Annotated in this window: 18 protein-coding genes and 3 tRNA genes; 10 read left to right on the forward strand and 11 right to left on the reverse strand. The window is 41.9% G+C overall.

The features are described 5' to 3' along the window. Nucleotides 1-243: 243 nt before the first annotated feature. The 7 genes from NO991_RS17920 to NO991_RS17950 all read left to right on the forward strand — a co-directional run bounded on the left by NO991_RS17920 (nt 244) and on the right by NO991_RS17950 (nt 7,179). Nucleotides 244-319, forward strand: a tRNA-Glu gene (locus tag NO991_RS17920). A 78-nt stretch (nt 320-397) separates the two neighbouring features. Continuing rightward, nucleotides 398-473: transfer RNA gene (locus tag NO991_RS17925), tRNA-Glu, on the forward strand. Between the two features lie 218 nt (nt 474-691). Further along, nucleotides 692-1,639: an HlyD family secretion protein gene (locus tag NO991_RS17930; protein WP_194442830.1), complete on the forward strand. Its 948-nt coding sequence runs from the start codon at nt 692-694 to the stop codon at nt 1,637-1,639. After that, complete coding sequence (locus NO991_RS17935) at nt 1,636-2,562, forward strand: ABC transporter ATP-binding protein (RefSeq protein WP_062567026.1); 927 nt, start codon at nt 1,636-1,638, stop codon at nt 2,560-2,562. Before NO991_RS17930 ends, NO991_RS17935 begins: the two co-directional genes overlap by 4 nt. Nucleotides 2,563-2,564: 2 nt before the next feature. Then, nucleotides 2,565-3,713, forward strand: coding sequence for an ABC transporter permease (locus NO991_RS17940; protein ID WP_130166761.1), 1,149 nt, complete (start codon nt 2,565-2,567; stop codon nt 3,711-3,713). 68 nt (nt 3,714-3,781) lie between these two features. Next, nucleotides 3,782-4,945 carry an extracellular solute-binding protein gene (locus NO991_RS17945; RefSeq protein ID WP_054553702.1) on the forward strand — a complete coding sequence of 388 codons (1,164 nt, stop codon included), beginning with the start codon at nt 3,782-3,784 and terminating at the stop codon, nt 4,943-4,945. Beyond that, nucleotides 4,942-7,179: an ATP-binding protein gene (locus NO991_RS17950; protein ID WP_300360725.1), complete on the forward strand. Its 2,238-nt coding sequence runs from the start codon at nt 4,942-4,944 to the stop codon at nt 7,177-7,179. Before NO991_RS17945 ends, NO991_RS17950 begins: the two co-directional genes overlap by 4 nt. Nucleotides 7,180-7,189: 10 nt before the next feature. On the opposite strand, the gene gloA is transcribed toward NO991_RS17950, so the two are convergent. Together gloA and NO991_RS17960 are read right to left on the reverse strand one after the other, a co-directional pair. After that, a complete protein-coding gene (gloA, locus tag NO991_RS17955; RefSeq protein WP_054553771.1) occupies nt 7,190-7,588 on the reverse strand; it encodes a lactoylglutathione lyase in 399 nt (132 codons plus the stop codon). Nucleotides 7,589-7,807: 219 nt separating this feature from the next. Then, the gene (locus tag NO991_RS17960) at nt 7,808-9,715 is read right to left on the reverse strand and encodes an aminotransferase class V-fold PLP-dependent enzyme (RefSeq protein WP_300360723.1); all 1,908 of its coding nucleotides are present in this window, start codon (nt 9,713-9,715) and stop codon (nt 7,808-7,810) included. Between the two features lie 253 nt (nt 9,716-9,968). Between NO991_RS17960 and NO991_RS17965 the strand changes: the two genes are divergently transcribed. The 3 genes from NO991_RS17965 to NO991_RS17975 all read left to right on the forward strand — a co-directional run bounded on the left by NO991_RS17965 (nt 9,969) and on the right by NO991_RS17975 (nt 12,218). Then, nucleotides 9,969-11,504: a S10 family peptidase gene (locus NO991_RS17965; protein ID WP_371352259.1), complete on the forward strand. Its 1,536-nt coding sequence runs from the start codon at nt 9,969-9,971 to the stop codon at nt 11,502-11,504. 187 nt (nt 11,505-11,691) lie between these two features. Next, complete coding sequence (locus NO991_RS17970) at nt 11,692-11,916, forward strand: type II toxin-antitoxin system ParD family antitoxin (RefSeq protein WP_054553697.1); 225 nt, start codon at nt 11,692-11,694, stop codon at nt 11,914-11,916. Nucleotides 11,917-11,921: 5 nt separating this feature from the next. Further along, complete coding sequence (locus tag NO991_RS17975) at nt 11,922-12,218, forward strand: type II toxin-antitoxin system RelE/ParE family toxin (protein WP_138602595.1); 297 nt, start codon at nt 11,922-11,924, stop codon at nt 12,216-12,218. 23 nt (nt 12,219-12,241) lie between these two features. Here NO991_RS17975 and nth read toward each other — a convergent pair whose 3' ends face one another. From nth to NO991_RS18020, 9 genes are all read right to left on the reverse strand, one after another. Continuing rightward, entirely contained in the window at nt 12,242-12,874 is a 633-nt protein-coding gene (gene nth, locus NO991_RS17980) for an endonuclease III (RefSeq protein ID WP_054553695.1), read from the reverse strand. A 38-nt stretch (nt 12,875-12,912) separates the two neighbouring features. Beyond that, nucleotides 12,913-13,611: an electron transport complex subunit E gene (locus tag NO991_RS17985; RefSeq protein ID WP_187490358.1), complete on the reverse strand. Its 699-nt coding sequence runs from the start codon at nt 13,609-13,611 to the stop codon at nt 12,913-12,915. Beyond that, nucleotides 13,611-14,246, reverse strand: coding sequence for an electron transport complex subunit RsxG (rsxG, locus tag NO991_RS17990; RefSeq protein ID WP_187490359.1), 636 nt, complete (start codon nt 14,244-14,246; stop codon nt 13,611-13,613). The genes NO991_RS17985 and rsxG overlap by 1 nt, the downstream gene beginning before the upstream one ends. After that, nucleotides 14,246-15,301, reverse strand: a complete 1,056-nt coding sequence (rsxD, locus tag NO991_RS17995; protein WP_371352261.1) for an electron transport complex subunit RsxD — start codon at nt 15,299-15,301, stop codon at nt 14,246-14,248. The genes rsxG and rsxD overlap by 1 nt, the downstream gene beginning before the upstream one ends. Then, nucleotides 15,298-17,922, reverse strand: coding sequence for an electron transport complex subunit RsxC (gene rsxC, locus NO991_RS18000; protein WP_300360710.1), 2,625 nt, complete (start codon nt 17,920-17,922; stop codon nt 15,298-15,300). Before rsxC ends, rsxD begins: the two co-directional genes overlap by 4 nt. Before the next feature lie 8 nt (nt 17,923-17,930). Continuing rightward, nucleotides 17,931-18,485, reverse strand: coding sequence for an electron transport complex subunit RsxB (gene rsxB, locus NO991_RS18005; protein ID WP_054563643.1), 555 nt, complete (start codon nt 18,483-18,485; stop codon nt 17,931-17,933). Nucleotide 18,486: 1 nt separating this feature from the next. After that, the gene (gene rsxA / locus NO991_RS18010; RefSeq protein ID WP_054553689.1) at nt 18,487-19,068 is read right to left on the reverse strand and encodes an electron transport complex subunit RsxA; all 582 of its coding nucleotides are present in this window, start codon (nt 19,066-19,068) and stop codon (nt 18,487-18,489) included. 175 nt (nt 19,069-19,243) lie between these two features. Continuing rightward, the gene (locus NO991_RS18015; protein ID WP_054553688.1) at nt 19,244-21,187 is read right to left on the reverse strand and encodes an EAL domain-containing protein; all 1,944 of its coding nucleotides are present in this window, start codon (nt 21,185-21,187) and stop codon (nt 19,244-19,246) included. Nucleotides 21,188-21,371: 184 nt separating this feature from the next. Continuing rightward, nucleotides 21,372-21,448 (reverse strand) — tRNA-Asn (locus tag NO991_RS18020). Between the last annotated feature and the right edge of the window lie 4 nt (nt 21,449-21,452).

The following is a 21,452-nucleotide window of genomic DNA, read 5'->3' on the forward strand; positions in this document are numbered from 1 at the left end:
CCCATCGTCTAGAGGCCTAGGACACCGCCCTTTCACGGCGGTAACAGGGGTTCGAATCCCCTTGGGGACGCCACTTATTTAAGTAGGTTATGTGTAGTGGGGCGGTGAACACCGCGCAATCTTATGCACGACGTTATAAAGAGTACGAATCTTTTGTTGACGCCACTTACTTTAAGTGATGTGTTATTAAAAGCTCGTCTGAATCGAGTCTAACTATTCAGTTGTCCTAGTGACACATTTTGTGTCCCCATCGTCTAGAGGCCTAGGACACCGCCCTTTCACGGCGGTAACAGGGGTTCGAATCCCCTTGGGGACGCCACTTACTTTAAGTGTTGTGTTATTAAAAGCTCGTCTGAATCGAGTTTAACTATTCAGTTGTCCTAGTGACACATTTTGTGTCCCCATCGTCTAGAGGCCTAGGACACCGCCCTTTCACGGCGGTAACAGGGGTTCGAATCCCCTTGGGGACGCCACTTACTTTAAGTAAGTAATGTGTTGGAAAGACTATCTTTTAAATATCATTTCAAATATAACTAAGATTTTTCAACTTAAGATTCCTTATTCTCCATATATCTTTACGATATAGACTCCATATATTTCTAAAACTTTAATTCCTATAGATCACTTTTACAGATCATTTTAATACTTTATAGTATCTAGCAACTCATCAGCTAACCATAAGGAAATTAAAATGTTAGCTAAACGTGTTGTACTCATACTAATTTCTTTAGTCATTACTGCTTGCTCAGACTCAAATGAGGGAGTAGCGCTAGGAACGCTTGAGCGTGAGCGTGTGATCCATCCTGCAACGACTAACGAAATACTGATCGATTTACCCGTTTCAGCAGGCCAGTTGGTCGAAAAAGGGCAGGTGATTGCAAAGTTTGATGCCGAACTACAACAAGCGATTGTTGCTAAAGCACAAGCTCAATTAGCTCAAGCCACTGCATTTCTTGAAAAAACCTTGAATGGTGCTCGCCCCGAAGAAGTTGCTGCCGCATCAGCCAAAGTAGCAGCAGCCAATGCTGCATATACGCAAAGCGAAGCTAATTTTCGCCGTGCAAAAACCTTAGTTAAAGATAAACTCGCAAGCCAAGAAACCTTAGACAGTGCAACCGCTGCACGCGATGAGACTTTCGCTAATTTAGAATCAGCAAAGCAGAACTTAAATGAATTAACAAATGGTTCTCGCGTTGAAGATATTAATAGTGCGAAAGCGCAAGTTCAGGCGGCAGAAGCAGAACTAAAAGTACAGCAAAAATACCTCTCAGACCTGACAATTAAAGCGATGCGTGCTGGCAGGGTCGATAATTTACCTTGGCACGTAGGTGAGCGAGTTACCAAAGGCAGCCCAGTCGTTATCGTTCAAGCAAACAGCGCACCTTATGCGCGCGTATATATCCCTGAACCATATCGTGCCAAGCTCAATCAGGGCATGACACTTACGGTTCGTGTCGATGGCATAGATAAAGATATACAGGGTGAACTGACCTGGATTGCCACAGAGCCTGCGTTCACGCCTTTTTATGCCCTTAATCAGGAAGAACGTGCGCGATTAATGTATCTTGCTGAGGTAACACTACCCACAAGTGAAAATAATTTACCGACAGGCGTACCTGCTCAAGTGATTATGCCATGACTGAATCGGTGATCCATGCCAAAGGTTTGGTAAAACAATTTGGCGACTTAAAAGCGATTGATAACCTTGATCTAGACGTTGAGCAAGGGCAAATTTATGGCTTTTTGGGCCCTAATGGCTGTGGTAAAACGACTGCAATCCGTATGCTTACAGGGTTATTGAAGCCAACCTCAGGTGATATCAATGTGCTTGGCTTGAGTCTGCCAAAAGATGCCGAAAAGCTCAGAACACAACTCGGTTATATGACGCAAAAGTTTTCACTTTATAGTGACTTGACCGTACTTGAAAACCTAAAGTTCATGGCGGCGCTTTACCCGTTTAAAAAGCAGCAAAAGCAACAAAGAATTGACGAATTGCTCCATACCTATGGCCTTGATCAAAGAGTCGATCAAATGGCCGGAAGTATGAGTGGGGGCCAACGGCAGCGCTTAGCATTAGCTGCTGCAGTGATTAATAAACCGAAAATTTTATTTCTTGATGAACCAACATCGGCAGTCGATCCACAAAATCGCCGTGACTTTTGGGAAACACTGTTTGATTTAAGTAATGCCGGTACCACGATATTAGTGACCACTCATTACATGGATGAAGCCGAGCGTTGTCATCGTTTAGCCATTTTAGAATCTGGTATTAAACGCGCGGATGGCTCTCCAAAGCAATTAATGACAGACATGCACGCTCATGTTGTAGAAATCGCAGGGGCGCAAACCAGAGAATTAAAAAAACAGCTCGCAACAATCGACCATGTTATTTCAGCCACTCAGCTAGGTGCACAGCTGCGAGTATTAGTAAAAAAAGATGTTCAAGATCCCGTTGAGTTCATAAAACAGCAATCATTTTGTCAGGATACGTGGCAAGTAAATAGTGTGCGTCCAAGCCTTGAAGACGTGTTTGTCACCTGCACAGGGCAGGGCCGACAATGAGTATTGTGACTTCATTAAGCCGCATAAAAGCAATTGTAAGCAAAGAATTATTACAATTACGTCGCGATAGAATGACCTTTGCGATGGTGGTGATGATCCCCCTTATCCAACTGATTCTATTTGGTTACGCTATTAACACCAACGTTAAAGATATCCCTGTTGCAGTGGTCGATCATAGTCAAACTGCGCTCAGTCGCATTTTAGTACAAACAGTATCGGCGACAAATGTGGTTAAAGTGACAGATTATTACGACAGTATAGAGCAGGCACAAACAGCAATCGCGAGCGCGAAAGTGCGGGCTGTGCTGTTTATACCCCACGATGTGGCAAACCGACTTGCCCAGCACCCAACAGTGGGTTTTGGTTTGCCTGATGGCAGTAATGAGTCGTTAGTCAGGCCAATTGCGCATTGGTTAGTTGACGGCTCAGATACAATGGTCGCGTCGAGCATAAAATCGCTGCGCAATATGCCGCTTGCAGAGCTTCTCGATAAGCCTGCGAATAGAACGTATCCGACCTTTGAGACGACCTTATTTTATAACCCAGAGCAACGCTCTGCAGTGAATATTGTGCCAGGTTTAGCTGCTGTTATTTTAACCATGACGATGATTATGTTTACCTCTGCAGCCATTGTTAAAGAGCAAGAGCGAGGTAATATGGAGCTCTTAATCACCTTACCGTTAAGCTCACTTGAATTAATGATTGGTAAAGTGGTGCCTTATATCTTCATTGGTTTTATTCAGTTATTTATTATACTAGGTATGGGTAAGCTCTTGTTTCATATTCCTTTTGGAGGTGGTTTAGTCGCATTGGTTGTCGCAACCTTTGCGTTTATATGTGCCAGTTTAGTGCTTGGCTTAGTCCTTTCAACCATCGCTAAAAATCAGCTTCAAGCAATGCAAATGACAATTTTCATTCTGTTACCCTCGATATTATTATCAGGTTTTGTATTTCCTTATGAAGGCATGCCAAAGGCAGCGCAATGGCTTGCTGAGTGCCTACCCGCAACGCATTACCTGAGGTTAATACGTGGAATCGTGCTAAAAGATGTCAATCTAATAAGCATGAGCAGTGATTTACTTTGGCTGTTAGCCTTTACAATTTTGGGCTTGGCTGTGGCTGCATTTAGGTTTAAGAAAACCCTTGATTAGGCTAGGCAATTTAAGGCATATGTGCTTAACTAAAGAGTAATTTCAATTCTTTTTGAGTAGATGTAAGCGTGTGGCGAGTATTTTGGGTGGCGTTGCTACTAGTGACGTTTGATTGCTATGCAGCAACGATAAACCTAGCCCATACCATGAAGCATGAGCACTTTAATGAGCTGTTAAGTGCACTTGCTGAGCAAAGTGGCTTGACGGTTAATTCTGTATTGGTTGACCAAAAGGCGCTAAAAGTCAGGCTGGTGCAAAATACCAGTACCAGCACCTCTACAGACGTTGTTATTGTACCTGCTGATCATTTAGGGCTTGATAAATATGCCAACTACAGCGTTATCCCAGACTCACTCATAGCTGATACCACAGACAAGCGAACCTTAGAAACAGCAAAGCTAAACAACACGCTCTTAGGTATACCCATCATTCAAGGCAATCACCTGTTACTTTTTTATAATAAGCAGTTTGTTAAAGAGCCAATAGAAAATTGGCAGGATATATACCGAATTCAATCATCATTGCCTGAAAAAGTGAAACTCGTTACATGGAGTTTTATGGAAATGTATTGGTTTATCCCGTTCTTATCGGCTTTTAATGGCGACCTAATTGTAGATAACCATGTTCAGCTTAATACACCGGCAATGCAATCGGCTCTCAAATTTGTTTGGGATTTAAATAAACAAAACCTGGTTGATAGACAGTGCGATTACACTTGCTCAAATAATGCATTTAAAGCGCAGCAAGCTGCCTTCACCATCGATGGTGCTTGGGCGTTAAAAACGTATGAGCAGGCGCTTGGTGATAATTTAGCTGTGCAGCAATTGCCGAAACTGAATGGTGAGTATATGCAGCCTTATTACTCTACCTTTGTGTTGGCATTTCCAAATGATGGCTTAAATGGCGTTAATAAAGACAATTTGATCAAATTTGCTAAATTGGTTCAAGCAGAAAAATTTCAAACAATGATTTGGCAAAAGCTTCAAGATATCCCCGTCAATACAGAGGTGTTAAATAGTTTAAAATCACAACAAGGCACACAGTTAGCAACCTTAATTGAAGCGATGCAATTTACAAAAGCGATGCCTTCAACCGCATCTATGATCATCGTATGGGAAGTATTAAATAAAGGATTTATTCGCTATGGCAGTGGTGCCTTAACTGCTGAGCAAGCGGGGCTTTTTATGCAAGGGTTGGCAGAGCGTTCGATTGCCAATGAAGGGGATGAATGAGTAGTCCACGCTTTAGCCGCGCCTTATTTATCAGTGTATTACTACTGGTTATTATTCCCCTACTGATCCTTGCAGGTTTGATGATAGGGCGTTTCTATTTAAGCTCTATTGATCAAGCAAATACGAGTTTGCAATGGCAAGCTAGAAATAATGCGGCCAGTCTTGAGCAACTCTTATTTAAGCTTGAGAAAAATAGCCAATTACTTAGTAGCACTAAGGCTATAACTGAGCTGCCAAATAAAGTGGTGTACTCACAGTTCGCGCTTGTGCAGCTACAAGAGTTTGTTGCCCAAAACCCACAAATTAACGCATCAATTGTTATTGATAATCAGGGGTTTATAGTTGAAGGGTATCCGATTACTTCTTTAAATTTGAACTATAAACTCACTAAAAGCATTCTCGACAGTGCTCAAACATCAACAGAGCAAAACACAATTCAAATTATCGATAACCCACAAGTCACTGAGCTACTCGCACCTTTGCAGGCAAAACAAAATGCTTTACTGGCAATTACATCTAAGTTGTTACATGAGCAAGATTCTCTCAGTGAGCCAATAATTAAAACGGGCGTGTTAGTGTCTTTTGTGCCTTTATCAGAGGCGTTAAAGTGGCTTGCAATACATAATGAACAACCGGTTTATCAAGCGGGTAAGCAGGTACAAATTACAGCACAAGGTAACATTTTATATAGCGTGGGCGATGCTGGCGATAACGGCAAATTAATGGGGCAGGCCTCAATCAGTAATGTTTATTTTAAAGGTAAGCCAACCAGTTTACAGTTCCAAATTAATGAAGCAAAAACCACCTACACCAGTGCTGTAAAGCAAACGGCCATATTGGCAGGATTGTTAATTGTCGGACTCTCTATTGTTTCATTTATCTTAGTGCGTTGGTTGACGGCACGGCTCCATAACCCGCTAAATCGCATTACTGCTCTTAGCCGAGAATATGCATTGGGTAATTACAAACAAGATACCGACGATTTTCATTATCAAGAGTTTAAAGATATTGCAGATTCGCTCAGCAGCATGGCTGATACCATTGATATACAAATTACTTCATTGCAATTAGAAAAACTTCGCGCTGAGCGCTCTGAGCAAGTTAAAAGCCAATTCTTAGCCAATATGAGCCATGAGATACGCACTCCGATGAATGGTATTGTGGGCTTTTTGCAGCTACTCAATAAAAGCACGCTAACACAAGATCAAGCAGAGTTTGTAAGGCAAATTAATAACTGTAGTGATGTGTTATTAACCGTGATTAACGATATTCTCGACTTTTCAAAAATAGAGGCCAATAAAATAGAGCTCGAGTCGCGACAATGTGATTTAGTCGCGCTTTGCCATGACCTTATCTTACTATTCAAACCGAGTTGTGATGCCAAAGGAGTTGGCTGCCGCCTTGACGTCTCCCCATTACAATCGCTGAATGTTGAATGTGATGAAATACGTGTTAAACAAGTGCTGATTAACTTGCTCTCTAACGCCGTTAAGTTCACCCATCAAGGAGAGATCGTTCTTTCGCTTATTCTGCAAAGCCGAGATGAACACCAGACAGCCGTCGTGTTATCGGTAAAAGATACAGGCATAGGTATCGCTGAAGATAAAATAACGGCCTTGTTTAATCCTTTTGTTCAGGCGCAAACTAGCACAACTCGTGAATATGGAGGGACCGGTCTTGGGCTTGCCATCAGTAAAGGAATGATTGATTTGATGGGTGGCACTATTGCTATCGACAGTGAGCTTGGCAAAGGCTCCGAGTTTACGGTTAATGTTAATTTTAAATCACTAAACCCACGGGACGCTAGTGCAAAAGTACACCAATCAGATGAAGACACTCAGTTCGATTTTAAAGCCGTCGACAAGCCAATATTAATTGCTGAAGATAACCCGATTAACCAAATTGTTATCACTAAGTATTTAACTCAATTAGGTCTAAATTATGAATTGGCAGAAAATGGAAAAATTGCCTGTGAGAAAACCCTAACACAAAACTACGCATTGATTTTAATGGATATTCAAATGCCGGTGATGGATGGATTAACTGCCAGCGAAAACTTACTTGCAAGGCCAGATTTTGATACGCCGATTATTGCAGTCAGTGCTAATGCGATGAAAGACGACATCGAAACAAGCGCAAAAATTGGTATCAGTGACCATATCGCAAAGCCAATTAATTTTACTGAACTTGAAAAAGCACTCGCAAAGTGGCTATCTCAGCAATCGCTGAAATAGCCGGTATGAATCAAAAAGTGTTGTTATCTTTTTTCTGAATTAACTCAATTGCATAACCATCTGGGTCTTTAACAAATGCAATTTCAGTTGTGCCGCCTTTTACAGGACCCGGCTCACGACTCACATTACCGCCAGCAGCTTTAATGTCTTCGCAGGCTTTATAAATATCATCAAACTCGATAGCGATATGACCGTATGCATTACCTAAATCATAGCTGTCTGTATCCCAGTTATAAGTAAGCTCAAGCACGGTCGAATCTTTTTCGTCACCATAACCGACAAAAGCAAGGGTGTAGCGGTACTCTTCGTTGTCTGCACGGCGCAGCTCTTTCATACCTAATACCTGCGTATAAAATTCAATTGATTTATCTAAATCAGCAACGCGAAGCATTGTGTGTAATAAGCGCATTTTAAGCATCCTCTTTCTTGTCTTTAAATTCGCACAATTTCAATAACGCAGCATGGTACAACGCTGCGCATTAAAATTATTAAAAATGGATTATAAGTTATTTCGATTGCATGCACAGTAGCATTGAGACAAAGCGTTTGATATGAAAACAGTGATGTTATGCAGCAATGAATAAGGACTGCTGCATAACAATGAGGTTTTTGCGGTATAAGTGAAAGCTTAGCTTTTCACTTTACCTTTAAGTACATAAATTTCGCCATCAAAGCTCCCTTGAATTGTCAGGCCTTGACCCGCCAACTCTTTAAGATATTCGATATGCTCATTAGTGATATGTTGCCCCGGCACTAAAAGCGGAATACCTGGAGGGTAAGGCGTCACTAATCCGGCACAAATTCGATTGTTACTTTTGCTAATTGGCACAGATTCACGTTCGCCATAGAACGCGTCACTAGGAATACAGGCTAAGTCAATCGCGGGTAGATTCTCTGGTAGGCGTGTTCGCCTCATTGAAGTAGCGAGTTTTACTTTACCGCTATCGAGTTTCTTAAGCGCATTGTAAAGGCGAATGATCTTTGAGCGTGTGCCACCAAGAGTTAGCAAAACTAAAATGGTGCTGTGTGTATATTTTTCGATTTCAAGGCCAATTTCATCTAATAGAAATTTATGAATATCCTTTAATGAATACGGTAACTCACTAATATCGATAAGGATCTTCAGCGGGTCGTGACCCATGTTATCGCCACTAAAATGTGGGAATATATTCATGAAATCTTGTTTGTCGAGCACTTTAATATGTTTCAGTGATGCCATTTGCTGCTTAAACTCAGCAACGTGATTCAGCAGGGCATTTAGTAATTTATAACCTTCCATTTCTAATTGCTTTTGGCATACATCCAGCGAGGCAATGAGCTGATATTTTGGTGAGGTACTGGCGTAAATACTGTAGATCTCACGAAAGAAATCGGCATCGAAATCAGGGTCATTAACATGAATATAAGACGCCTGAGAGAACGCTGAAACCACTTTATGTGCCGAATGGGTAACATAGTCTGCGCCAGCATTAATAGCTGAGTAGTGGCGTAAACTTGGATGGAAAAGCGAGTAAGCAAACCACGCTTCGTCGATAAACACTTTAATACCGTGCTGGTGTGCAAATTCAACCACTTGTTTTAAATCGCTAAGCAGACCATCGTAAGTACAGCCGGTTAAAACCAGTAATTTAGCATCGCTATTTTGCTCAATCGCTTGCTTAATGTCAGCCAATGAAGGGGGCGCGAAGATACCATATTTAGGATTTAAAATACTCGATAAATAAATAGGTAAACTAGCCGATTGCAAAATGCCGTAATGTACTGATTTATGGCAGTTTCGGTCGATGATCACCTTATCGCCTTTACGTAGTAAAGTTTGCAAAATAATCTTATTTGAAGTGGATGACCCATTGGTAACAAAGTAGGTATGTTTTACTTCAAATGTCGCCGCCGCTGATTCTTGAGAGCGGCCTATGGTGTTGGTGCTGTCTGATAATGAACCAAGCGAGTCGACAGAAACCGACAGGTCGCCAACAAATACGTTACGGCCATAAAACTGATAAAAGTCTTTAATATACGGAGAATTTCTAAAGCTAGCACCGCCACTGTGACCAGGTGTGTGCCATGAATCGTTCGATTCACCGACATAACGACGGTAGGCGGTCCAAAATGGCGTTTCTGAACGGTCATCAAAGTCATTGATCATATAGCCCAAGATTGCTTCTGGGTCTGAAATGACCTCATCTTTAAAAAAGAAAGATTCAATTTCTTCTGACTCGTTGACTATCTCCAAGCCTTTCGTATCGTCACCAATAACATAAACAGGCAGTTCTAGGCGTATGCCTTTTAATTGCTCGATAAAACGGCTATAGGTGCGCTCGCCATTGTTCAGTACATCCCAACTAAGTACTACAGCTTGAATATCGCCATCTTCCTCTACATATTTCAACGCCTGCTTGAGCTCTATGCACTCGATAATGTCGATATCAACATCACTTCGTTCAAAATTAGGGATTGTTTTTTCTAGGTTCGTTGAAAGCTCTTTTAAGGTGGCAGGATCTTGTTCAATTAACAAGATACGAAGTAAAGGTAACATAGCAACTCATATAAAAAATTTCACATTACTCAACAGCATAACGAAAGGATGGAAGCTTGTGAAATGATTACGCTGATATTTTTTGTTCCGATACTGATTATACTTTTTTCGTGTTAATCGCAGATAGTTGAAATTACATGTTCTTACTGTAAAAGTAATGCTTAAGTAAAAGGTTAATTGAGCTCTCTGCGATAAAAGCACTCAAGCCAGATACAGATAAAAATAAAGATAAACATGCTAGGGAGAATAAAACATGGCGCATGTTGCCAATTTCAAAACTGTAGTCATCTCTACATTGTTTGCGTTTTGTACGAGCGCAGTTAATGCAGATGAAGTCTCAGATTCAAACAATAAAAAGTCGATACCCGAAGCCACTAAATTTGTGACCCAGCATAAAGGCACCTTTAATGGTACAAAGCTGAAATACGAAGCTGTAGCCGGTGAAACTTATTTGTTAAACAAAAACGAAGAGCCTAAAGCTGCTATCTTTTCGTTTGATTACCTAGCTGCAGATGACAACAAGAACAGACCCGTAACATTTATCTGGAATGGTGGCCCGGGCTCATCGTCTAATTGGTTACATATGGGCGCTTATGGTCCGAAACGAGTCGTGGTACCAAGCGATGCAACGGCTCCTGGATTGGCTCCTTACGAATTAAAAGATGCGCCTGAGACGATACTTGATGTGACTGATATGGTGTTTGTGGACCCTGTTGGTACAGGTTACTCGCGCGCCTTAGGTGACACTGACAGCAAAGCCTTTTGGGGCTTGAATCAGGATGCATCTGTTATTGCTGATTTTATTGCCCAGTGGCTAACAAAAGAAAATCGCTGGAATGCACCCGTATTTTTATTGGGAGAGAGCTATGGGACAACTCGAGCAGCTGCGGTTTCTAAAGTACTTATGGATAAACACCTGATTAATGTAAATGGTATTATTTTTGTGTCACAGGCCTTAGACTATCAAGGTTCAAGCCCTTATGTTAATGACAACATCATTTCTTACATCACTTACATACCCACACTTGCTGCAACTGCTTGGTATCATAAAAAAGTAGACACATCAGGAAATTTTGAAGCGTTTATAGATGCGAGCCGACAATTTGCAGTTGATGAATTACTACCAGCCTTATTTAAGGGGAATACCCTTAGTAAAGCTGACAGAAAGCAAATTGTTGACGGCCTTCACCGTTATACAGGGCTAAGCAAACAATATATTGAGCAGGTTGATTTACGCATTAATGCCTTTAGATTCGCTAAAGAGTTATTGCGTGATGAGGGCGTCGCAGTAGGCTTTCTTGATGGACGTTATAAGCTTGATGAGAGAGACGATTTAACAGCAGCTCCTAAGCAAGACGCGTCAAAAGTGATAGGGCCAGCATATAAAGCGGCACTGATGAAATACATGCGCACAGATTTAAACGTACAGTGGAAAAGAAAATACCTAAACCCAGGCGATCCTGAGTTATCAGATAACTGGCGCTGGCGTACAGCTCCTGATGGACAAGGCTGGGAGCCAAGGTACGTCAATACAGCGCCAGATTTATCTTATGTGCTTCGCAGCAATCCGCAAATGAAAGTGATGGTCGCCTCTGGTTATTACGATATTGTCACGCCATTTTTTGATGCTGAATACACCTTAAATAGACACGGTATATACGCTGATAAAATTGACTATCACTATTATCACGGCGGTCACATGATGTATGTTCACGAACCAGCAAGAGTGGCGCTGTTAAATGATACGCGAGAGTTTATTAAAAAGCAGGTGAGCCAAAACCCACGATAATGACTAGGAACATTGTGCCAAACCCTGTGTTTGGCACAATGCGCAAAGGGTGTGATAGAAAAGGTTAAGAACGTTACACATATAGTGTCTATCAAGGATTAACCATTGGTGCATATCGACCATATTTGTTGCCAATGTTTGCCAATATCTGCCATAATCAAAGACTGTAAATATACAGGAATTAACTATGGCAACTTTAAATATCTCTATTCCAGATGAAATGCGCTCATGGATTGATGCCCAAGTTGAGTCAGGTCGATTCTCAAATGCAAGTGATTATATCCGCGATTTGATCCGCCATAATCAGAGTGAAAAAGATGCTATTAGAATGGCATTAGTAGAGGGTGAGCTAAGTGGTGAGAGTGAGTTAACGGTTTTAGATATTATATCCAAATCCAAAAACAAAACTTAAAGCGAATGGCTAAATATATTCTCTCTAATAAAGCTCAGTATGACTTGGAGCGTATTTTTCAGTACACCGAAATTGAATTCGGTGTTTCTCAAGCAGAAAACTATTTAATTGGAATTCATGAAACGCTAATGGCTTTGTCTACTGAGCCGAGCCTTGCTCAAGATGTTAGCGATATCAAGCCAGGATATTCTCGGTATATATTTAGAAAGCACTACATCTTTTTTAAAAAAAGAGCCAACGATATTTTCATTGTGAGAATTCTGCATCAACAAATGAAGGTTCAACTACATCTAACAAGCTAATGCAGGTCAGCAATAATACTTAATTACTCTGTCTTTTCTTTAAACTCACACAAATCTTCGATAATACAGCTGCCGCATTTAGGTTTACGAGCAGTACACACATAGCGGCCATGCAGGATTAACCAGTGGTGTACATCGACCTTAAATTCTTTAGGTACCACTTTTTCTAGTTTTTGTTCTACAGCCACCACATCTTTACCCATGGCAAACTTAGTGCGGTTTGAAACGCGAAAGATATGGGTGTCTACAGCGATAGTCGGCCAGCCAAAGGCACAGTTTAAAACAACATTCGCGGTCTTTCTGCCAACCCCCGGTAATGCTTCGAGCGCTTCACGATTCTCTGGTACTTCTGAGTTATGTTTATTGACCAGAATCTCACACATTTTATAGACATTATTGGCTTTAGAATTAAACAAACCAATGGTCTTGATGTAATCACGAAGGCCTTCAAGGCCTAAATCAAGAATCGCTTGAGGCGTGTTAGCAACAGGGAATAGCTTACGGGTTGCTTTATTAACACCCACATCTGTAGCTTGTGCTGATAAGGTAACCGCAACTAATAACTCAAACGGGCTTGAATATTCAAGCTCTGTTTCTGGGTGCGGGTTTTGCTCACGTAGACGAGATAAGATCTCATAGCGTTTTTCTTTATTCATGGTGGCGTAAAGCACGCAGTGACGGTGCGTGCTCTCCTTTAAGTTAAACTTGTTACTCGGGCTCTAGGGCCTTTTTCTGCTTCTGGAGTAACAACTTGCTTAGATTTTATTTGTGTATCAATGACATTTTTTGCAGCAATCAATAAACCAAGCCCTAAAAAGGCACCCGGTGGTAAAATTGCTAATAAAAATTGGTTATCAAAACTGAATACTTCAATTCGAAGTGCAGCAGCCCATGGGCCTAATAATAAATCGGCGCCATCAAATAGCGTACCTTGACCAATAAGCTCTCGCATTGCCCCTAGCACCACTAAAACTAACATAAAGCCAAGTCCCATCATCAGTCCGTCAAAGGCTGAAAGTGGCACTGTATTTTTAGAGGCGAATGCTTCTGCGCGACCGATAATGGCACAGTTGGTAACAATAAGCGGAATAAAAATCCCCAATGATTGATAAAGCCCAAATGTATAGGCATTCATCATCAGCTGCACGATGGTCACAAAGCCTGCGATGATCATCACAAAAACAGGAATACGAATATCTTTTGGTACCCAGTTACGCACAATCGATACGGTGACATTAGAACCAACCAGTACCAATAAAGTCGCTAAACCAAGGCCTAATGCATTGGTAACCGTTGAAGTAACAGCAAGTAGCGGGCACAAGCCTAATAACTGCACAAGGGCAGGGTTATTAGCCCACATACCATCTTTAAATAAGGTTTTAACTTGGCTCATTACTTGGCTCCTTGACAGATGTTTGGTGCAGCAAACAGATTATCAAATTCAGCTTGGGCAAACAGCACAGCTTGTTTTACTGAGCCGACAACGGCACGCGGTGTAATGGTTGCGCCAGTAAATTGATCAAATTGGCCACCATCTTTTTTAACAGCCCAGCGGCTATCATCTTCACTCAGTACATTTTGCCCTTTGAAAAGAGTGATCCAGTCTGATTTTTTGACCTCAACTTTATCGCCAAGGCCCGGTGTTTCTTCGTGCTTAGTTACACGAACACCCGCTATTTCACCATTGGCAAACACCGCCGTTAATAAGTTGATATCGCCACTATAACCACTTGGTGTTACATGGCGCATCACTAAAGCATACGGTTTAGTGTCTTTGTAGGCGCGGTAAATAACTTGCTCTGGACGTGGCCCTAAGCGCTCATCGGTGATCACGACACAATCTTTGTATAGTTGATTGTCATAATGATGGGCATCAAGTACTTGCTGTAGCTGCTCTGCAAGTTGTTGCTTTTCTTGCTCTTCAATACGCTCAGCAGTCAGGTTATGAGTCAGGGCTACAGTGCCTGTGGTAATAAGTGCAAATGCAGTAAGAATAGTGCCGTTTTTAGTCATTGAGGAAAGGATCATTATTTCACCCCATGGCCGTAAGTTCGTGGTTGCGTATAGTAATCAATTAAAGGCACCGCCATATTTAACAGCAATACACTAAATGCCACTGCATCAGGGTAACCACCGAAAGTACGAATTAAGTAAACAAGTAGACCAATTAACGCGCCGTAAATTAAACGACCTCTATTCGTTGTTGATGCAGAAACTGGATCGGTAGCAATAAAAAATGCCCCTAACATGGTCGCACCACTGAATAAGTGAAATACCACGCCCGGCTCTGTGCCCGGGGCTGCAATATAACCAATACCACTGCACACGGCTAATGAGGCTAAAAAGCTAACAGGGATATACCAATTAATGATTTTAGCTTTTAATAAATAAAGACCACCTACTAAAAAGCCGAAGTTAACCCAGCCCCAACCAAGACCAAACCAGTCATTAAAAAGAGGCTTACTCATACTCTCAGCCACCGTTAGGTGATGGGCGACATCTGTTTTAACGGTATCAAGTGGTGTTGCCATGGTTGTGCCATCAATCGCTACACGTAACTGATCGACACTAAATCCAGCGCTGGTAAAACCATTGAAAATAACAGACAGCTGTTGTGAGAAGCTGATCGGAGATGCAAGTAAATCACTCACAGGTAACCAGCTGGTCATTTGCACCGGAAACGATACAAGTAGTAATACATAAGCTGCCATAGCAGGGTTAAATAAATTAAAGCCAAGGCCACCATAAAGCTGCTTTACAATAACAATGGCAAAGAGACAGCCAATTACGATAATCCACCAAGGTGCTAAAGGCGGAATACTCAACGCCAGTAATACGCCTGTTAACCACGCACTGCCATCACTGAGTGTTGGCCAAACTTTGCGTTTTCGAAGCAGTAATACAGCAGCTTCACAGGCACTAACAGTAATCAGCGCGAGAACAAGCTGAATTAACACAGCGCTACCAAAGAAGAAAACTTGCGCGATTAAGCCTGGAATACACGCAGCAATCACTGTCATCATTAATCGGCTTAATGATTTATGGCTATGATTATGCGGCGAACTCGCCATGGTTAGTTTCATGACTTATCGTTTCCTTCTTGTTGTAACTTTTTCGCTTTAGCTCTTGCAATGGCACGAGCGACCGCTGCTTTTTTCTTATCTTCGCTAGACTCAGGTTCATCAACCTGCGGCTTGGCATCTGCCTCAGCACTTGAATCATTAGTTTGCTGTGAAGAGTCGTCACTCTGCGCTTGCTCTTTAGCGACTTTTTTCGCTTTGGCGCGAGCGATAGCGGCAGCAACGGCGGCTTTTTTCTTATCTTCGCTTGATTCAGGAGCATCAGACTGCGGCTTAGCATCTGCCTCATCATTTGAATCATTTATTTGCTCTGAAGAATCGTCACTCTGTGCTTGCTCTTTAGCGGCTTTTTTGGCTTTAGCACGGGCGATAGCGGCTGAAACAGCGGCTTTTTTGTCATCAACTGGTGCGCTATCTTCTTCAGCTTCAGTTTGATTCTCAGCAGCTTGTGCTGCTTTTTTCGCTTTAGCACGGGCGATAGCAGCGGCAACAGCTGCTTTTTTGTCATCAACTGGCGCGCTATCTTCTTCAGCTTCAGCTTGATTTTCAGCAGCTTGCGCGGCTTTTTTCGCTTTAGCACGAGCGATTGCAGCAGCAACAGCGGCTTTTTTGTCATCAACAGGTGCGCTATCAGCTTCAGCTTGATTTTCAGCAGCTTGTGCTGCTTTTTTCGCTTTAGCACGAGCGATAGCAGCTGCAACAGCAGCTTTTTTGTCATCTTTTGGCGCAGCGTCAGTTTCAGCAGAAGCGTTTTCTTCTGTAGCTTGTGCGGCTTTTTTCGCTTTAGCGCGGGCAATAGCGGCAGCAACAGCAGCTTTTTTGTCATCTTTTGGTGCTGAGTCTGCTTCTACGTTATCTTCTGCAGCTTGCGCCGCTTTTTTCGCTTTAGCACGGGCAATAGCGGCAGCAACAGCAGACTTTTTATCGTCTTTATCGACGCCTTCTTCACCTTGCTCTAGTGCTTTTTGCTCTTTGTATTTACGTGCTTGTTCTTTACGTGCTGCACGCTCTTTAGCCACTTCAGAGTTATCAGGCTCAATCTCTGCACCTTGCTTTTTCGCTTTCGCACGGGCAATAGCTGCAGCGACAGCTGACTTACTGTCTTTATCATCAGATTTAGCTTTAACTCGGGCGAGTGCATCAGCCACTTTTTGTTTTTCGCCATCTGACTTAGCAGCCGGCTTGCGTTTGTGGCGGTTTTGACGCTCTTCTTGTTCGCGCTCTAAGCGCTCTTTACGTGCTTCAAAACGCTCTTTTGCTCGCTCAGCTTTGATTTGCTCTGCTTGCTGCTCTTTGATTTCAGCTTTAGCAACACGATAGTACTGCACCAAGGGTATTTCGCTTGGGCAAACATAAGCACAGGCGCCACATTCAATACAATCAAATAAATTGTGCTCGTTGAGTTTGTCGTATTCTTTAGACTTGGCAAACCATTGCAATTGCTGAGGTAACAATGATGCAGGGCAGGCGTCAGCACAGGCACTACAACGAATACAGGCTTTTTCATCACCCGGCTCAGCAAGTTCTTGGTGATCTGGCGCTAAAATACAGTTTGTCGTTTTAACGACACCAATACGCACGGTTGGCAGGGTAAAGCCCATCATTGGACCGCCCATAACCACACGTTGCTGTGGAACCGGAGAAAAGCCTTGGCAGTCTAATAAATGTTTAATTTCAGTGCCTAGTAAAGCCCACACATTACCTTGTTTATGAATGGTGTTACCGGTTACCGTTACTACACGCTCTATAAGAGGCTTACCTTCATGTACGGCTTGATTTACCGCAAACAAAGTACCGACATTTTGCACCAACATACCAATATCGGCAGGAATACTACCACTTGGGACTTCTTTGCCCGTTAGCAGTTTAATTAGCTGTTTTTCACCGCCAGAAGGGTAAACCGTTGGCACTGTTTGCACTATGATGCTGTCGTTATGCTGTGCTGCGAGTTTCATGGCAGCAATAGCATCTGGCTTATTATCTTCAATACCAATAATTGTCAGCTGTGGACTTAACAGCTGCTGCATTAATTCAATACCGGCAATTATACCATCGGCATGTTCGCGCATTAGCATGTCATCAGCGGTGATATAAGGTTCACACTCAACGGCATTAACAATTAAAAACTCGATGGCTTTACGGGTATCTGCTTTTACATAGGTTGGGAAACCTGCGCCGCCCATACCTGCAATACCACTTTGATGAATGATATCTACAAGCTCATCATGGGAAAGTGCTTTGGCATCAGGCACAGGGTTAAGCTCGCACCAGTTATCTTCACCATCAGGTTCAATAATAACGCTAAGCTCAGGCAACGCCGACGGGTGAGCAGAGGGCATTGGGCAAATATCGCTGATCAACCCTGATGTTGGCGAGTGCACAGGCACAGACCAATTGCCGCTTGGTTTAGTTAATGCTTGGCCTTTTAAAACCTGCTGGCCTTTTTCAACAATCAGTTTGCCGTTAGCACCAATGTGTTGTTTTAGAGATACAACGAGCTTGTCTGGTAGTGGCAGTCTTGCAATGGCTTGTGTTGTTGATTGTAGCTTTTGACCCGGTGGGTGAATGCCCCCAGGTATAGACCACACTTTGCCTTGTTTAATTTGATCTATTAACTTTTCCATCTGTGCTCCTAATCTACCTGAGTCACAGGGATTGCGTTTAATTGCCATTTCCAGGTTTGTTTAGTTTCTTTTACAGGCAGCATATCAATACAGTCTACAGGGCATGGTTCAACACATAAGTCACAACCGGTACATTCATCAATTAATACAGTGTGCATTTGGCGGGTTGCGCCAACGATGGCATCAACAGGGCAGGCTTGAATACATTTGGTACAGCCAATACATTCATCTTCACGAATATAGGCAACGGTTTTAACAGGATCTGCTTGCTCACCGCCTGCCAGCGGTTTTGCTTCTACACCCATTAAATCAGCGAGTTTTTTTACCGTGGCTTCGCCGCCTGGTGGGCACTTATTGATTTCGTCACCATTGGCAATTGCTTCTGCATAGGGACGACAGCCAGGGTAGCCACATTGGCCACACTGTGTTTGCGGTAAAATGGTATCAATTTGGTCAACAATAGGGTTACTCTCAACGCGAAAACGCACGGCGGCAAAACCTAAAATTAAACCAAATATTAGCGCTAATGAACCTAACGCTATCAAAGCATAAAACAAGGTCATATTAAAACTTCACTAATCCTGTAAAACCCATAAAGGCCATCGACATAAGGCCTGCGGTGATCATCGCAATTGAAGCACCCTTAAAAGGAGCAGGGACATCCGCCGCAGCTAAACGCTCACGTAATGCGGCAAACAGTATTAACACCATAGAGAAACCCACTGCGGCACCAAAGCCATACACGGCCGATTGTAAGAATGAGTGGTCTTCTTTGATATTAAGTAGGGCAACACCTAAAACAGCACAGTTAGTGGTAATAAGCGGTAAGAAAATCCCTAATAAGCGATAAAGTGTCGGGCTGGTTTTTCTCACCACCATTTCGGTAAATTGCACGACAACAGCGATAACCAAAATAAAGCTCATGGTACGCAAAAATTCGATATCCAGCGGGATCAAAATATAATGATTCACCAGATAACTGGTCACGGAGGCAAGTGTAAGTACAAAGGTTGTGGCTAAAGACATACCAATCGCGGTATCTAACTTACCCGATACACCCATAAACGGGCATAAACCTAAGAATTGAACTAAAACGAAGTTGTTGACTAGCACAGTGCCAATCAATAACAAGACATACTCTGTCATGCGTGCCTCACGAGAATAAAAACGACTCTATTATCCTTTTTTATGGGGGCCGACACAACACATGAGGGACGAATAGCTAAAATTAACAAAGCTGTTTACGATTAAAGTGTTAAAGCAAAGTTAATAGCTGGAATAGGCCCAAAAATAGTAAGGTTTTTTGGGCCTTAAAGAGGGGTTAGATATCTTTTGGCTTTTCGATGTAATAGCCTTGCACACCATCTAAACACAGTGTTTCGATGATATGTTTTTCTTCTTGGCTTTCGACGCCTTCAGCAAATACACTCACACCAATACGATGAGCAAGATCAACCATTAAACGCATAAAGTATTGGTTGTTTTTATCTTCTTCAAGGCCGCGGGTGTAGCTTGCGTCCATTTTGATAAAGTCTGGTTTTAAGTCTCTAAAGAATTTAAATGACGTTAAACCCACACCAAAACGCTCTACGGTAATACGTGCACCCACGCGGTGTACCATATCGATAAAGCGTTTACTTGCTTTAATGTTTTGTTGTAATCCAAACTCGCTGACTTCAAATATAAGCTTAGAGGCGATATTGCTGTCTTTAAGTAATCGGCGCTCTAACCAGATCACAAATTGATCATTGTGAGCGCTTGATGCAGTAACATTAATACCAAAGAATTTTTCAGAGAAATTACGCGTTTTAACCTTCTCTAAAGTGGTATCGATAATTAAACGGTCAATTTCCATTGCCATTTCTAGCTTTTCTGCCATTGCAAGAAAAGAGGCCGTTGGCAGCATTTGGTTTTCTGCAGTTTTGAAACGAACTTGGATCTCAGCATAGGCTTTAACACTTTTACCTATTGGCATAATGTTCTGCATAACCAAGTGCACACGTTTCGATTCGATCACTTCGGTAATGACTTTACGCCAGTTTTGGTTACCAAAACCTGCGCTGGCGTTATTAACTAAATCAGTTTCACGCTGTACATGCCATGCATTTGCTTGTTTTGATTGCGCCATGCTCATTGCATTATCAACAATTGATAATAACTCACCAAGCGGCTTACCTTTTTCGTAGCCAACTATACCTGTGTTAGCAACTGAGCTTAATTCTTGGTTTTGCTGATACTGAGTAAAACGCGATTGTAAGTTATCGCCAAAGCGTTCAGCTTCTTTAAGTGGGGTATTAGGCAGTACCACAGCAAAATCAGAACTGTTTAAACGAAAAACCTGACTGCCTGTATAGGTGCCGCTAATATGTTTAATAATATCGGCCACACCTTTTACGTATTCATCACCTTTTTGGTAACCACGTGTTTGGTTTATTGTTTGTAGCTCACTACAACGCACCATAGCAAGTGAACCAAAGGTGCTTTTTTCTGCATTCTCAATATTTTTTTCGTAATACTCTACAAACATATTACGATTGCCAAGGTTAGTGACTACATCTTTATAGGCTTCTTTTTTAATACTTAGCGCATTATTTTGAATATCATCGTGTTTAGTTTGTAAAAAGTGTGACAGACGATTGAACGAAGGAATTAAATCTTTGCTTAGCTTCTTTAATCTTGAAGTGTCCATAGCTTGTTCAATATCGTCGCTTACTTGATTCTGATTTATGTATATATCGACAATATCAGCAACTGTTGTGCTTATTTTTCTGTTTAAGCGACGGAACATACTGTTCATATAAATAATTGGTAATAATGCAATCAATCCAGATATCAAAATGACAATAAACATCGCTTGTTGCAGCAGAGTTGCTAGGTTATGAGCATTGATCGTAAATTCAATTTTTATGTCAGATGTCTGGTTCACTGCAAATTGAGGCCGGATAGAGTTAAATGAATTATTAACTAATTCAGCAAACAAGGGGAGGGGCTGACTAGACTCTATCATTGTAACAACTTTGCCAGTTTGATCGCGGATTACAAATTTAGAAAAAGTACTGCCATCAGAAAGTGCTTGCCTAAGTTTCTCTGGTGCCAGCTGTTCAATAGTTTGTGAGTTTATATAGGCATTAACTACACGCTGTGCTTTTTGCTGGGCATCACTTACTGCACTGTCAAAACTAATTGCAATAAAATATCCGCCTAATAATGCGAATAGTAGCCAAGAAATAAGTTGTACGAATATGAGTTTTTTAAAACCAGCCATGTTTCTTATCTTTTAAAAGCCTAAAAGGAAGGAATCAATTCCTTGATTGATCGGTTTAATAATATTGAATTCTATTTTATATCAAAGCATATAAATAACTTACACTAGAGTAGTGTATAAGCGCTGGAAAGTCTAATACAATCGGTGAGGCAAAAAGAGATAAAATTTAATATATTCGTAGAGTTGGCTCCCCCTCCCCGACTCGAACGGGGGACCTGCGGATTAACAGTCCGTCGCTCTAACCAACTGAGCTAAGGGGGAACTA

It is taken from the genome of Pseudoalteromonas sp. DY56-GL22, from assembly GCF_041414715.1.
Classification (GTDB): Bacteria; Pseudomonadota; Gammaproteobacteria; order Enterobacterales; family Alteromonadaceae; genus Pseudoalteromonas; species Pseudoalteromonas simplex.

Bases quoted from the DNA above. Each gene is read 5' to 3' on its own strand.
- NO991_RS17960 (WP_300360723.1), bottom strand. From the start codon at position 9,715: ATGTTACCTTTACTTCGTATCTTGTTAATTGAACAAGATCCTGCCACC.
- NO991_RS17930 (WP_194442830.1), top strand. From the start codon at position 692: ATGTTAGCTAAACGTGTTGTACTCATACTAATTTCTTTAGTCATTACT.
- rsxD (WP_371352261.1), bottom strand. From the start codon at position 15,301: ATGAAACTAACCATGGCGAGTTCGCCGCATAATCATAGCCATAAATCA.
- NO991_RS17935 (WP_062567026.1), top strand. From the start codon at position 1,636: ATGACTGAATCGGTGATCCATGCCAAAGGTTTGGTAAAACAATTTGGC.
- NO991_RS18015 (WP_054553688.1), bottom strand. From the start codon at position 21,187: ATGGCTGGTTTTAAAAAACTCATATTCGTACAACTTATTTCTTGGCTA.
- NO991_RS17950 (WP_300360725.1), top strand. From the start codon at position 4,942: ATGAGTAGTCCACGCTTTAGCCGCGCCTTATTTATCAGTGTATTACTA.
- NO991_RS17985 (WP_187490358.1), bottom strand. From the start codon at position 13,611: ATGAGCCAAGTTAAAACCTTATTTAAAGATGGTATGTGGGCTAATAAC.
- rsxG (WP_187490359.1), bottom strand. From the start codon at position 14,246: ATGATCCTTTCCTCAATGACTAAAAACGGCACTATTCTTACTGCATTT.
- rsxC (WP_300360710.1), bottom strand. From the start codon at position 17,922: ATGGAAAAGTTAATAGATCAAATTAAACAAGGCAAAGTGTGGTCTATA.
- NO991_RS17975 (WP_138602595.1), top strand. From the start codon at position 11,922: ATGGCTAAATATATTCTCTCTAATAAAGCTCAGTATGACTTGGAGCGT.
- NO991_RS17965 (WP_371352259.1), top strand. From the start codon at position 9,969: ATGGCGCATGTTGCCAATTTCAAAACTGTAGTCATCTCTACATTGTTT.
- NO991_RS17970 (WP_054553697.1), top strand. From the start codon at position 11,692: ATGGCAACTTTAAATATCTCTATTCCAGATGAAATGCGCTCATGGATT.
- nth (WP_054553695.1), bottom strand. From the start codon at position 12,874: ATGAATAAAGAAAAACGCTATGAGATCTTATCTCGTCTACGTGAGCAA.
- gloA (WP_054553771.1), bottom strand. From the start codon at position 7,588: ATGCGCTTATTACACACAATGCTTCGCGTTGCTGATTTAGATAAATCA.
- rsxB (WP_054563643.1), bottom strand. From the start codon at position 18,485: ATGACCTTGTTTTATGCTTTGATAGCGTTAGGTTCATTAGCGCTAATA.
- rsxA (WP_054553689.1), bottom strand. From the start codon at position 19,068: ATGACAGAGTATGTCTTGTTATTGATTGGCACTGTGCTAGTCAACAAC.